Raw genomic sequence first — 13899 nt, 5'->3', positions numbered from 1 at the left:
TTTATTGTTTTTTTATTATATATTTGCATTGTGAAACGCTCTCAAATAAAAGATAGAATTATTGAAACCGCCTCCTTATTATTTTATAAGAATGGTTATAATTCAACGGGAATAAACGAAATTATTTCAGAAACAGGAATAGCTAAAGCAACTCTTTATAATCATTTTAAATCTAAAGAGGAAATATGTTTAGCATATCTAAGGTATAAAAACACTACTTTTATTACAGATATTAAAGCTTACACTTCATCTAAACCTAAAGGAAAAAATCAAGTACTTGCTATTTTTGATTTTCTTGAGTTATTTTTTAATGACAAAGATTTTAACGGTTGTTGGTGTATTAAAACTGTTTCAGAAATCCCTATAGATAATACAGTAATTCGAAACGAAATACAAAATCAAAAAAACGCTTTTATTCAATTAATTTTTGACTTATTAGCAAACAATATGAAAAGTATCGTTGCGAAAGATATGAACTCTATTGCTAAACAAACATATCTACTTTACGAAAGTGCTGTAGGTGAAAGTCATTTGCATCAATCTAATTGGCCTATAATTGAGGCTAAAAATATTTGTTCAAAAATCATATCGTAAAAAAATTTACACAACACAAGACAGACCTGTCTGTCTTGTTTTAATTATTTAAAAACACATATAAAATGAAAGAATTCAATAACAAAGTAGCCTTAGTAATCGGAGGAACAAGTGGAATAGGTAATGCAGCTACAAATGCACTTTTAAATGCTGGTGCAACAGTACACATTGTAGGAAGAAATGTAGATAAAGTAGCTGATGCTCCAAACCTTATTAAACATTCAGTAAATATTTCAAAAATTGATGAAGTAGAAACGTTGATATCAAAAATCACATCTCTAAATACTTTAGATTATCTTGTGAATGCTTCAGGAATTTTTGGACCAAAACCATTTCTAGAGCATACCATAGAGGATTATGACTCTTATTTAGATTTAAATAGAGGTTTCTTTTTCATTACTCAAAACGCTGCTAAAAAGATGAAAGATACTAACGGAGGCTCTATTGTAAATGTAGGATCAATGTGGGCTAAGCAAGCTGTAAAAGCTACTCCTTCATCTGCTTATTCAATGCAAAAAGCCGGTTTACATTCTTTAACTCAACATTTAGCTATGGAATTAGCTGATGATAATATCCGAGTAAATGCAGTATCACCAGCCGTTGTTAACACTCCAGTTTATCATGGTGTTTTTGGAGGAAAAGAAGAGGCTGAAAAAGCTTTGGAAGGCTTTAATAACTTTCATCCTATTGGAAGAAACGGAACTCCTAACGACGTTGCAAATAGTATTTTATTCTTACTTTCTGATAAGGCATCTTGGGTTACAGGAGCTATCTGGGATATTGATGGAGGTGTTATTGCTGGTAGAAACTAACAAAGCATAAAAATAATATAATAGCGATTTAGGTCTATACTCAAACCGCTATTATATTTTATTAAGTATATTGCTACTTAATATAAAAGAGCAAATTCGTTAATTTCTACTAATACTTTACTAATAATAAAAAAATGAACAGACTACTTAAAATATTTATTTCTCTAATAGTCATTATTAGTAATATTAGTTGCGACCAAATTACCAAAGAAAAAGCCAGGGTTGAAATTGAAAAAAATGAAATCATTGAAGTTATAAATGATAATTTTATTCTTACAAAAGTTGAGAATACCGGAGCAGCAATGAGTTTAGGTCAAAACTTGCCTCCAAAATTAAAAATCATCATCTTACAAATCCTCCCCCTTCTAACATTGATTTTGATGTTTTTTCATATAATAAGGAAAAAAGAGAGTACAAAACTAAATCTAATTGCTTTTACTTTTATTATTGGAGGAGGTATTGGAAATATATATGACCGGATTTTATACAACTCAGTAACAGATTTTATGTATATAAAATTAGGTACATTTCATACTGGTATTTTCAATATGGCAGATGTGTCTGTAGTTGTAGGAGCTCTTTTACTATTCCTAAATTATGCTAAATTAGAAATGGATAAAAAGAGGTTTAGTTATTAAAAATGTATGTTAGCTATGAACATAAATTAATTACTGATTGAGAAAATAAAAAAAAAGTCTCAATCTGGTGTTATTAATAACAACTAATATCACTTAAGCTATGATTGGTAAATATGAAATAGAAGATACTTTACTATCTATGGAAACTACTAAAAAAATAGTAGGCTATTTTGGTCTTTCACTTTATTACTTAACAGAGGAAGATATTAATACTTCTTTCAACAAGAAAACTTTACAAAGATTACAAAATACTAAAAACCTAGATAGCGAGAAACAAATTATATTATTTATACTAATTCATACACTTATCAGGGATACCAAAACTAAAAAGGTATACTCATAAATGCTTTAAAGCTATGTTTGATATCAGTAAAATTAAAGAGTTTTCAGTTGAAGAGTTTATAGACTATATCGATTATAACAAAATTGATAAGCAAACAATTACAGAATTAATAAAAGAAAATTATTTGACTGATATAGATTTAAAAAAACTAATTTATAATGTAAATATAAGCTATGAAAGACTTAACAAACCATTAGAATTGGAGTTAAAAATATTCTACCTTTTTTTTCCTTTTGGAATAGTAAACGCTTTTCTTTCTGACCATGATGAAGATATTAAACGATTTGAAGAATTTAGATTTATAAAAAAAATTAAGCAATATTACCTTTACTCTTTTATAGGTAGTATTACTTATTTTTTAGTTGGAATAACTCTAAGTATTTTCATTTAACTATAGAATGCAAGAACGGAGAATCAGAATACTTTTAAACTCTAAATATCATACTAAGACCAAAAATTATTAACAAAAAGCCAGCTACAACTCCTTTAAAAGTAGTAGATTTATCCCACAAATTTTTGTCTCTTTTAGATAATTTATAAGCTAAAAGAATAATTATTATTCCCAACAATATAGATAATAAACCGTATGGCATTTTTTTAACTTAAAAACTTATATCTCTGGCTCCCGCTAGTTTACTACTAGCAACCAACAAGCTTATTTACAATTAGTTAAACTAAAAAAAATCAACAGTATAGACATGTATTTTCTTTATAAAAACTCCAACTCATAGCCTTTTAGAATTTTTTATCTAAATAGCTACTTATTAAGATAGTTTATAGTAAAAAAGCCATAACATTTTACCGTTATGACTTTATATTTTTTACTCTTAACGCTTACTCATAAGCGCCACTAGTAAATACTAGCGGTAGCCTCACTCGGACATACTAGCACCATCAGGGGACCTAATTTACTAGTAATTGCTACTTATTACACTTATATCTTTATTGTATAATTCAGATATTTTTAGGTTTTCCATAATTCCAAAAAAATTTATTAGAGCAATAAAATTATTATTATGTTCGGATTCTATCTGTATTACTTCTCCTATTTTGATTCCTTTATAATTTAAAACATCTCCTTTATTTAACTTTCTATCAAAAGAAACATAAGAGATAAAATATAAATCATTATCTATATCTTTATTAAATATATTTTTAATATTTATTTTCATAAAATTTATTTTGAAAAATCTACTGTTATTCCATTTTTGATTTCTTTAACTAGAGCCTTCGTAAAGCCATTATTAGAAGCTTGATATCCTGTCCATGTTCCCCAAGCAGCTTTACTAGATGATAATCCATTACTAATTCCCGTTTGATATTGAACTAAATTATCTGAAATACCTGATTTATAAATATCAGACCTTACCCATACAGCAGTAAAGTTATCTACTCCATCTACTGCTTCGGAAAAAACAGAGCTTCCTATTCCTTTTCCTTGTAAATTACCTGGTATATTCAATTCTATCGTTACACTTCCGTCCAATTTATTCTCAAAAAAACCAATAGCGCTCTTATCAACATAAGCCCATATCCTTGATCCTATACCATCTGAATAATTAATATCTGGAGTTTTTACCAAATTATCAAAGTTTATATTTCTTATACTTCTTGGTTTTTTATTATATATAGAAATTGGGATACTATTAAATTTAAAACTAGCTGCAGCACCATCAGTAACAATACCAATAGCTACATCTAACATAATCCCACTAGCAAATACAGTATTCGCTTCAGATAGACTAATCCCTTCTTGAATTGCTATACTTTGAATATTATATCTATAATCACTCAAGGCTTGTTCAGCGACACCTTTCCACTTACTGTTCGAATATGCCTTAGCATAAGGTGCTATTGGAGCAAGTGAATTATAAACCATCATAGGAACTAAATTGGGATTATTCATCGCTTCTCCAATTGCTTTTAAGCTATTCCATAAACTCTTAGCTTTCCTAATTACTGCTATGTTCTGAAGCTCTTCTTGAGATTTAAAATCATCTTGTAAGTCAGTACCCCAAGGAGTGGTCTTCTTTCCTTCTAAACCTTCTATTTCAATTTTCCATATTGGATTATTGGATGCAAACTGATAATTTGTTTGGTAATAATACTCTTCAGTTATAGGATCAGATCCGAAAAATCTCCCCAACGTAGGGTCAGCAAACCTCCATTTATAAGAGTGCCAATTTAATTCTAAATTTTCGTGAAACTCTTGATTTAAATATCCAAACTTCTGCGCGGTACTGTTTCCAAGGGATGAGACGTTGTTGTTGTATCCTTTATGTTTGAGTCCAAAGGGATAATAATTAGATTCTTCTATAATTTCAGTACTAGCAGTAATAACACCATCATTGTTAGCATCAGTATACGATAAACGAACGTTTCCTAAATGGTCTTTGTATTGGTATACATACTCAAATGATGAGATTGTAGTACTACCATTCGCTATAACTGGTTTTATATATCCTTCAGGATGGCTGAAAAATTCTAAAACTGCTTGCGGAGTAGTTGTTTTCCCTCCAGTTGGTCGTGATGGTGGCGATACTTTATAAATATAATTACCAGCATATTGAGTTATTTCTGCACCATTTCCTGTTGTATAGGCTTTCTTTTCAAGTTTTAACCCAGCAGCATCATATACATACTCTATTTTACTATTGCCTATATCAATCCGAGTTGGAAGATTCAAATGATTATATATAATATTAGTGATACCTTTATTAGCATCAGAAACCATATTACCGTTTACATCATACGAATAATCATTTCCTGCATTGGCACCGTCTTTAAAACCAACATTTTTGTTACCTCCTATTAATTCTTCTACCTTTATTAACTTATTACCCGTATTATTATCTGAATATGTATATTTCAACTTATCCATATTGGTAAAATTAGTAGCTCCTTGATAGCCATTTCTGTTTAAAGTTTCTAAATTACCGTTTTTGTCATAGGCAATTCCTGAAATATTATAATGCCCAGTATTATCAACAGCACCAGTAATTCTATTTAACGCATCATAGCTATAGGTATACTGGTTACTTACTGTACTACCCGTATTTACACTTAGTGAGTTCCAGTTAGTTTGTGCTATATTACCGTTAAACAATGCTGTTCCAATGGTTGGGTTATTATATTTTAAGCTAAAGTTAAACAAATCATTGTCATTAGCATCACTATCTTGGTTAATGTTTTTTAACCAACCACGAACATTGTAGCTATAATCTACCTTTTGTAAACCAGCTCCTATTTTTTTATTCTTTAAATGTCCGAGCTTGTCATACTCATTTTCAACAATAGTTTCAGCTGTTTGGTTATTAATTTTATTAGTTTGTTTAGTCATTCTACCAGCATGGTCGTAACTAAATACATCTAATGTTATAATTTCTGAATTTCCTTTTTTATGGGTAGTTTTAGTTTCTAATACTTTTCCAGAAAAATCTAATTTATTCTCTACAACATCAGTAGTTTGTAAATACTCATTCTTACTATATACATAAATTGGTTTTGATTCAGTGTCATAATACGTTACTTTAGTTATCCATTTATCGGTATCTAATACTCTAATTTTACTAACGGTAGGTAATCCTTGAGTATTATTTGTAACTGGTTTTCCATAAATAGAAGTTGGTGCTATAAATCCACTTGGTAGATCTACATAAGTATCATAATAATTAATGGTATAAATTTTATTAAAACTAGAGGGAAAAGATTTTTTTGTATAATAAATAGAAGTCCCTGCATAATTATTAGGCAATGCTACTCTATTTTCATGTTGAAAAAAAGTATTTGTAGATGTTTGTGTTCCAGGCCTTTCTTGGTTATTATTCATTTCTCCTGTATACACAATTCTACCAAGTTTATCATATTTAATGAATGACCAATACTTATTAATACTCGTGTTTTGTATAGCATCTTGAGTAGCTATTACCCTATTTAGTTTATCATACACAATATACTCCCATCCTTTCCCAGGTATCTTTTTTTCAACTAAACGATTTCTATGATCGTATTTGTATTGGTAACACAATTCTGAAAGTTCAGTAGCTGATACACTTCCATCTGCTGTACTTACCTTTGGAGGTAACACATAGGTTAAATTTCCATAAGTATCATACACATAATACGTATCATGTGGTGCATTGTTATTATACGTTCTTTTTAAAACTACCTCTCCCTGTTTATTTTTAAACTCTTCAATAGTATGATTTTTAGAGGTTCCACTATGATTTTCGTCTTTTGTAATTGTTTTATATAATTGACCTTCAAGATAATTAGTCGTTGCTTCTTCTAAATTTGGCACATAAAGATTACCATTTTTGGTTATAGTTACTTTATATAATTTAACAGCATCGGCAGTTGTATTTATTAAATAATCAAGCTCTATTTCATGACCACTCCCTAATTCCCATGCTTTTCCTGGGGCTGCTTGTTTTAAAACTCTATTTAATGGTGAATTATCAAACTCCTTTTTTGAATAAGCATTTATTAAATTAACATCTGTTACACCAGGAAAATCAGTTGTGTACTGTGCTTTGTAATAATTTTTTATTCCCAACTCAGCTCCTGTAATAATCCCTCCATTATTACTAGTTACCGCATAGGGTAAATATTCTTCATTTTGCCTTCCTAGTTCATCATAGGCTATGTGAGTAACAATATCTTCTTTTGTAGGTGATTGTTGTATAGCAATACTTTGTTTAGGTCTTCCTAGACCATCAAAATAAGTAATATTTTCTAGTACATCTTTCCTTCTTGAAACTATTCCAGTTGTTGTTTCTTTTTGAAAGTTTCTAGTTAATACATAATTTTCATTACTTAAATTTAAAGGTGTATAGGGGTCAGTAATTATGGCTCCACTAAAAGTTGTGGTTTGAAAACCTGGCTTTAACAAAATATAATTAGTAGCAGAATATGAACCCGTAGTTGGTGCATTAAAGGTAAAAGAGCTAGCGGGTACTTGTGCTTTTACTGAATATATTACTACACAAAATATATAACTAAATACTAATAATAGCTTTTTCATAGTTTTATTAATTTTTATTAGGTGTATTTATTTTTTTTGAAAGAAAAGATTTGTTATGGACTAAAATACTATTAGCAAAAAAGTTGTGATTTTTGCTAACTTTATCTAGATTATACGTTTTTTGGAGCTCAGAAATTAATTGTTGATTAACAAGCTTTAATTCTACAACTTTTTTAGTTCTTTGTTTGTAAGATAAGACCACATCTCCAATTTTAATTTTATTTACTTTTAGTCCATACTTTATTTGAGTCATTTTAGGGTCATAAGAGGACCATCCTTTACCTTTTACATAATATGGATGATCTAAAGTATTCGTATTCTCAATTCCATTTTCAAATTTAAATAAAACAAATTTTGTATGTTCAGGAGATACAGTTTTTTTAACTTCTCCAATTTCAATTTCTTTTGTTTTTAAATTATATGTTAATACCTTATCTCCTTTAATAACATTCTCAATATTTTTTTGTTTTCCGTTTGCCATAGTTATTTTTGTACCAACTATAAAACATGAATTTATTTCAAACTCTGGTTGTATAGTTACCGTTCTACTTCTAATAACATGTAAACCACTTTCTTCGTCCTTCACTTTTACGTTTAAATTAACAATAACAGGGCTTCCAGAAGTGTTTTTTAATAAAGGAGAGGTTTTGGGATATAACTTATCATAACTCCAAGTATCTGGCAAAATTGGTCCTCCAGGAATAAACCATTGATAAGTAAAGTTATAAGATCCTCCTTCAGCATTTATCCAAAAATTATTTTGATTATTTGCTGTTGCAGTTCCTTCAATTTGTCCAACATAGAAAGGCTCACCACACTCAGCTGCATTAACTACTACTGTTCTAATTATCTGCACATTATCATCATCAGTTACTTTAAGTTTTAAAGAAATACTTTCACCACAAGCTAAAGGTGCTATATAATTAGAAGACCTACTCAATATTGAAGAAGAAGAAGAAGTTGTAGACCATTCATACCTATAGTTTCCTTTACCTCCACTTACTTCTGCATACAATAAAATTTTATGATTTGAAGCACTTGCTGATGGAACATAAAAATCAGTCGGTTTTTTTATAATATTTAGTGCCAAAGGTTCTTGCAGAATATTTGAAACCGCAGGTTTTAATTGATAGTTATAAGAAATTTTATTTAAAATTTTATTATTGTTATCTTTTATTGTTTCTAATCTATTGAATGAATCATATGTGTAATACGTTTTATTACCATTAGGTTTGGTTATTTTTGTAACTCCAATTAAAGGGGTTATTGTATAGCTATGAATCTGAGCGTCTTGTAAGTTGTTTCGGAGATTATCTATTACTATTGTTAATTCATTATCCGAAAGATTTTGTAAATTATCAATAGTACTCATACTAAGAGCTGTTAAAACTTCTTGATATGTTGCTCCGATTATCTCTGCTATTTTTGATTGATAATTGTGCCCCCATAAAACAGTTATATGTGTTCCGTCTTTTTTAGAAAGTTCAATCAAATTTCCTCTTTCATCATATTTATGAAATTCATTTTCTACTTCTAATGAATTATTATCTTTAGATGTTTTTGTTTTCTTAGGAAGTATTTTATTATTACCGTAATTTTCATATTCTGTTAATGTCGTACCTATAACTGAACTATTTTTTAAAATAGTTGTTTTTATTGGTTGTAATATATTTAAAGATTCTAGATCTGAAACATTAGGCATAGACGAGACGTCACTATCGAAAGGATAAGAATATTTTTCTTTTATTACACTCCCATCGCTAATTTCACTTTGAGTTTCCTTTAATAAATTTTTACTTGAATGATATATATATGTTTTTTCGTTTGAAATAACTCCATTAGAAGTATATTCTTTTGTTGTTGATTTTTTTAAACTATTTGCCTCGGCAGCCAGATTAATATCAAACTTAGCATATCTTGCATTATTACCATTAGTAAAATTAAAATTGGCATGTCCAAAAATTACATTTTCACTTACTGTAAATAAATCATAAGGTTTGTATTGATATTCATTAACAATACTTTTTAATACTGTATTTTGTTTGTCGTATATTCTTGAAGATAAAAGTTGCCCCCTTTTTATAGAATAATTTCTATAAATATCAGGGTTAAGTCCTGTATTGAGTTTAGATTTAAATACATTTAAATTTTGTTGATTTACAACTGAATTAGGTAAAGTATATGTAGAAGGGTATTCATTAGGGTAATTACTAGAACTAGAATATTCATTAATTATGTACCCATTATTCTGTTCTGATATTTTTACTCTAGAATAATTTACATACGAATTTTGAGTTAATTGAAGTTTAGTATTGGAGACTTGTTTAATTTTTGTTGATCCTCCAGTAAGAGAATAATTATAGAGGTAAAAATGAGGTAAGTTATTAATGCTTCCAGATGTAGAACCATTTTCGAGAATATAATCATAAGAAATTTTTCTCTCAAGAATATTGTTTGAGTCGAAGATAGATTGAGATTTTATTCTTACCCCTCCACTTTCTTCTATCTCATTCAAAAACTTAAAAGAATGGAGTTCGTAATCAAAAGTTGAATAACCTCCAGTAGGGTAAATTATTTTTTCCAGCACTGCTGACTTAGAATAGTTTAAATTTGGTAATAAACTAGCATTTCCCGAAATTAAACTATATCCACTTGAAGGAAAAGGAAGATAAGAATTTTTACCTTGGTTATCTTTAAAATATATTTTAGGAATATACAATTCTTCTGAAAACCCACTTTGACCATTATAAAAACCAGTAAAATCTTGTTCAACAGAAAATCGTTTAGGAAGCTTTGTAGCATTGTATTCAAAACTATAACCAGGAAGTACATTATTCTCTTTATCAAGAAACTTAATAGCATTTAAACGCAAACGTTTACAGTGGTTTTCATTGCAATTTTCTAATGAATTGAAATAATCTTGTTCAAAAATGATACCTTTTACAAATACCCCTTTTTTGTTTCGTATTTCTATTTTTTTTAAAATCTTCCCTCCTCTTACATCTAATCGATTTGAGCTGTAGTAAAAATGTATTTGCCCTTGAGGAAAAATTATTTTGTTCAGAATTTTTTCTCTTGTAAAATCATGTTCATAATTAACTTGCCCTGTCTTTTTTGTTCCTTCATAACTTCTTTCAATTCTTCTGTCATTATCTACAATATAGTTATTTGAATAGTGAAACGTTACTTTTCTTTTAGATATTGGACTTTTTATAGAAGTAAGATGAGTCGTAGGATATAAATCTGAGATAAATCCTTTAGGCTGATAATATATACCATAGCTAAAAAATCCATTTTCAATTTCTTTTTCCGTTGTATTTAGAGACAAGAGAGGTTCAACCAAATTATTAGGAATAGCTTTATAATACCATATATCTATTGGCTGCTCTGCTAAAGGATCATTTTCACCGCCATAAGCATACATAGTACCTCTAATTGGAGCGTTACCATGAAGTTTAGGAGTTTGTGCATTTAACTCTACTTCATCAAAAGAATACTCAAATCCTTTATTAGAAGTCATTTTAAAAGCAAACCCTGGTTTTAATTGATGCCTCCAATACATGTTATGCAAGTATGATGGATTATTAAAAGGACTTTCTATTCTTGTTTCAGATTTGTCAAGTTCAAAAGGTTCTCCATTTGATTTATGAGTGAACTTTGTAAATAACCCAGGAGCCATTACGTGAAACAGGTCGGGTTGAGTATCTCTATAAGGTTCGGCAATATTAGTATTCGTACCTGGGTGATTCCATGTTAATAAGTGCCTTAAATACCCATAACTAGTATATGTGTCTCCAGGCCCACTACTACTTGATTGCTTTAAAGATATATCTATATCACTAACTCCTTTTATTTCTTTTGAGATAAAACCGCCTGCATTTAAATTCCAATTCAAGCCTACTTTTGAGGATGAAGAATTTACTTTAACACCACCAGTATCATATGATAAAGAAATAGGAATATTTAAACCATCTAGATCAATATTATAGATAGGTATATTTATAGATGCTTTACCTGTTGATTCATTTACAGGTAAATAATTTGCGTTTAAAAAAGCTTTTACATCTGGTGATTTCATTGGCGTAAAATCTTGCGCATACCCCAATACACATAAAAGCATTGTAAAAATGCTTAACAATAATTTTTTCATAATAAAATGTAGTGTGTTTAATTAGCAATTATATTTTTTTATTCTAAATGCAAATATAAAAAAAAGAGCCTCATATAATTATTCTTACAAGGCTCTTTTTTAATCATTTATAAACTTTTACTAGTACTCAAAAGTACCATACTCACTTTTAATAGTTAATTTTTTGGTTTCAGAGGCCTCTACTCTACCTATAATTTGCGCATTTACATTAAACGATTTAGAAATAGCTATAATATCTTCTGCTATTTCAGGAGATACATATAACTCCATTCTGTGTCCACAATTAAATACTTGATACATTTCTTTCCAATCAGTTTTAGATTGTTCTTGTATTAGTTTAAATAATGGTGGTATTGGAAACATATTGTCTTTTACAATATGATTTTTATCTACAAAATGTAAAATTTTTGTCTGTGCTCCTCCTGAACAATGAACCATTCCATGAACAGTATCTGATTTGTATTTTGAAACTATTTCTTTAATGATTGGAGCATAAGTTCTAGTTGGAGATAGTACTAATTTACCTGCATCAATTGGAGAATTCTCAACTTTATCAGTTAGTTTAGTATTTCCAGAATACACTAAATCAGCAGGAACTGAAGCATCAAAACTTTCAGGGAATTTTTCTGCTAAATATTTATGAAAAACATCATGACGAGCAGAAGTTAAACCATTACTTCCCATACCTCCATTATACTCTTTTTCATAAGTTGCTTGTCCAAAAGACTCTAAACCAACTATTACGTCTCCAGCTTTAATATTAGCATTATCAATAACATCTTCTCTTTTCATACGAGCTGTTACAGTAGAATCAACAATAATAGTACGTACTAAATCACCTACATCAGCGGTTTCCCCTCCAGTAGAATGTATTGTTACACCAAACTTTTTTAATTCAGAAATTAATTCTTCTGTACCATTTATAATTGCAGAAATTACCTCGCCTGGAATTAAGTTTTTATTACGTCCGATGGTTGAAGACAACATTATATTATCAGTAGCACCAATGCATAACAAATCATCAATATTCATAATAAGTGCATCTTGAGCAATTCCTTTCCATACAGAAATATCACCAGTTTCTTTCCAATACATATAGGCTAATGAACTTTTAGTTCCTGCGCCATCAGCATGCATTATTAAACAATAGTCATCATCATTCGTTAAATAATCTGGCACTATTTTACAAAACGCCTTTGGAAATAATCCTTTGTCTATATTTTTAATAGCATTATGAACATCTTCTTTAGACGCTGAAACTCCTCGCTGTGCGTATCTTTTAGAAACTTCTTGACTCATGGTAATATATTGTTGTGTTGTGGGTGCGAAATTACTTTAAAAACAGGTAAATATCAAAGTAAATACTATTTTAATATTTATCGTAAAAAACAACATGCATAGTTTAAAAAAGAAATAAGTTTTTCATTTAATAACAAATTATAAAAGTTAAAATCGCCACTCACCTACAAAAACTTACATTTCAACTAATTCTTAAAATTAAACTTGCTTATTAAACTATATTTATAATGTAATTTAAATTATAAATAGATATTTAGCATTTAAGAAAAGAAGAATTCCTGGGGGACTACTTCTTTTCTTTTTTTACCCAGCCCATACTTAAAGGACTAAAAAAACATTTTAGATATATCAACTCAGGGTAATTGAGTATTCACCTAATGGTTATCCCTAAATTATATTCAGGGCTTTTCCCTATTTTTTATAACACTGATATTTACTAACTTAGCTTTAATTATTGTTATAATAAAAAGTGTAGTAGGTTTTATTATGATATAAATTACTAAAAGGTTCTTGTAGTAGGGGACCTTTTTTAGTTTTCCTTACTTTTTTTTCTTCGTTCATACAAAACAGTATCTCTCCAGACACCATCTAATTGAGCAATTTTCTCACGAAAACCAATTAATCTAAAATCATTTTTCTCATGTAGTTTTATACTAGCTATATTTTCAGGAAATAAACTAGAATACAAAGTCCAAATACCTTCTTTATTTGCTGATTTTATCAAAGCATTCATTAATAAACTTCCAACTTTTTTACCAACTGCATCCAATTTAACATAAACACTAACCTCAGCAACACCTCTATATTCATACCTATTAGAAACTGGAGCTATAGCACACCAACCAATAATTCTTTTATTTTCTACAGCTACAAATCGGGAATGCTCATAATGCAGATCATTCCACTCTTCCCAATCAGGAACTTTAGTTCTAAAAGTAGCATTTTTAGTTTCAATTCCTTCTTTATAAATATCCGATACTTTCTTCCAATGTTCTTTTAAAAAAATTGTAACATAAACAGCATTGCTCATTAGTCTATAA

Annotated in this window: 11 protein-coding genes; 5 read left to right on the top strand and 6 right to left on the bottom strand. The window is 29.0% G+C overall.

Annotated features, from left to right (window positions below; translation table 11 throughout):
• Positions 1–30 precede the first annotated feature (30 nt).
• The 5 genes from BLV71_RS10045 (at position 31) to BLV71_RS10025 (ending at position 2778) form a co-directional block, all read left to right on the top strand.
• Positions 31–594: a TetR/AcrR family transcriptional regulator gene (locus BLV71_RS10045; protein ID WP_093870420.1), complete on the top strand. Its 564-nt coding sequence runs from the start codon at positions 31–33 to the stop codon at positions 592–594.
• A 65-nt stretch (positions 595–659) separates the two neighbouring features.
• On the top strand, positions 660–1406 hold the full coding sequence (locus tag BLV71_RS10040; RefSeq protein ID WP_093870419.1) for an SDR family NAD(P)-dependent oxidoreductase: 747 nt from the start codon (positions 660–662) through the stop codon (positions 1404–1406).
• Positions 1407–1540: 134 nt separating this feature from the next.
• The gene (lspA, locus tag BLV71_RS10035) at positions 1541–2044 is read left to right on the top strand and encodes a signal peptidase II (RefSeq protein WP_093870418.1); all 504 of its coding nucleotides are present in this window, start codon (positions 1541–1543) and stop codon (positions 2042–2044) included.
• A 100-nt stretch (positions 2045–2144) separates the two neighbouring features.
• Positions 2145–2387 carry a hypothetical protein gene (locus BLV71_RS10030; protein WP_093870417.1) on the top strand — a complete coding sequence of 81 codons (243 nt, stop codon included), beginning with the start codon at positions 2145–2147 and terminating at the stop codon, positions 2385–2387.
• A gap of 13 nt (positions 2388–2400) precedes the next feature.
• The gene (locus BLV71_RS10025) at positions 2401–2778 is read left to right on the top strand and encodes a hypothetical protein (protein WP_093870416.1); all 378 of its coding nucleotides are present in this window, start codon (positions 2401–2403) and stop codon (positions 2776–2778) included.
• 34 nt (positions 2779–2812) lie between these two features.
• On the opposite strand, the gene BLV71_RS18580 is transcribed toward BLV71_RS10025, so the two are convergent.
• The 6 genes from BLV71_RS18580 to BLV71_RS10000 form a co-directional block, all read right to left on the bottom strand.
• Positions 2813–2980, bottom strand: a complete 168-nt coding sequence (locus tag BLV71_RS18580; protein ID WP_176974386.1) for a hypothetical protein — start codon at positions 2978–2980, stop codon at positions 2813–2815.
• Between the two features lie 318 nt (positions 2981–3298).
• Entirely contained in the window at positions 3299–3559 is a 261-nt protein-coding gene (locus BLV71_RS10020; RefSeq protein WP_093870415.1) for a hypothetical protein, read from the bottom strand.
• 5 nt (positions 3560–3564) lie between these two features.
• Positions 3565–7410, bottom strand: coding sequence for a DUF6443 domain-containing protein (locus tag BLV71_RS10015; protein ID WP_093870414.1), 3846 nt, complete (start codon positions 7408–7410; stop codon positions 3565–3567).
• A gap of 7 nt (positions 7411–7417) precedes the next feature.
• On the bottom strand, positions 7418–11560 hold the full coding sequence (locus BLV71_RS10010; RefSeq protein ID WP_093870413.1) for a hypothetical protein: 4143 nt from the start codon (positions 11558–11560) through the stop codon (positions 7418–7420).
• 120 nt (positions 11561–11680) lie between these two features.
• Positions 11681–12859, bottom strand: coding sequence for an AIR synthase related protein (locus BLV71_RS19030; RefSeq protein WP_093870412.1), 1179 nt, complete (start codon positions 12857–12859; stop codon positions 11681–11683).
• A 529-nt stretch (positions 12860–13388) separates the two neighbouring features.
• Positions 13389–13889, bottom strand: a complete 501-nt coding sequence (locus BLV71_RS10000) for a GNAT family N-acetyltransferase (RefSeq protein ID WP_093870411.1) — start codon at positions 13887–13889, stop codon at positions 13389–13391.
• Positions 13890–13899: the final 10 nt, after the last annotated feature.

Origin of the sequence: Tenacibaculum sp. MAR_2010_89 (assembly GCF_900105985.1) — a bacterium.
Classification (GTDB): Bacteria; Bacteroidota; Bacteroidia; order Flavobacteriales; family Flavobacteriaceae; genus Polaribacter; species Polaribacter halocynthiae.
Note: the sequence above shows the minus strand (reverse complement) of the source record. Positions and strands in the feature narration are given on the sequence as shown.

Coding starts and splice junctions, on each gene's coding strand:
- BLV71_RS10040 (WP_093870419.1), top strand. CDS start 660: ATGAAAGAATTCAATAACAAAGTAGCCTTAGTAATCGGAGGAACAAGT.
- lspA (WP_093870418.1), top strand. CDS start 1,541: ATGAACAGACTACTTAAAATATTTATTTCTCTAATAGTCATTATTAGT.
- BLV71_RS10030 (WP_093870417.1), top strand. CDS start 2,145: ATGATTGGTAAATATGAAATAGAAGATACTTTACTATCTATGGAAACT.
- BLV71_RS10025 (WP_093870416.1), top strand. CDS start 2,401: ATGTTTGATATCAGTAAAATTAAAGAGTTTTCAGTTGAAGAGTTTATA.
- BLV71_RS18580 (WP_176974386.1), bottom strand. CDS start 2,980: ATGCCATACGGTTTATTATCTATATTGTTGGGAATAATAATTATTCTT.
- BLV71_RS10020 (WP_093870415.1), bottom strand. CDS start 3,559: ATGAAAATAAATATTAAAAATATATTTAATAAAGATATAGATAATGAT.
- BLV71_RS10015 (WP_093870414.1), bottom strand. CDS start 7,410: ATGAAAAAGCTATTATTAGTATTTAGTTATATATTTTGTGTAGTAATA.
- BLV71_RS10010 (WP_093870413.1), bottom strand. CDS start 11,560: ATGAAAAAATTATTGTTAAGCATTTTTACAATGCTTTTATGTGTATTG.
- BLV71_RS19030 (WP_093870412.1), bottom strand. CDS start 12,859: ATGAGTCAAGAAGTTTCTAAAAGATACGCACAGCGAGGAGTTTCAGCG.
- BLV71_RS10000 (WP_093870411.1), bottom strand. CDS start 13,889: ATGAGCAATGCTGTTTATGTTACAATTTTTTTAAAAGAACATTGGAAG.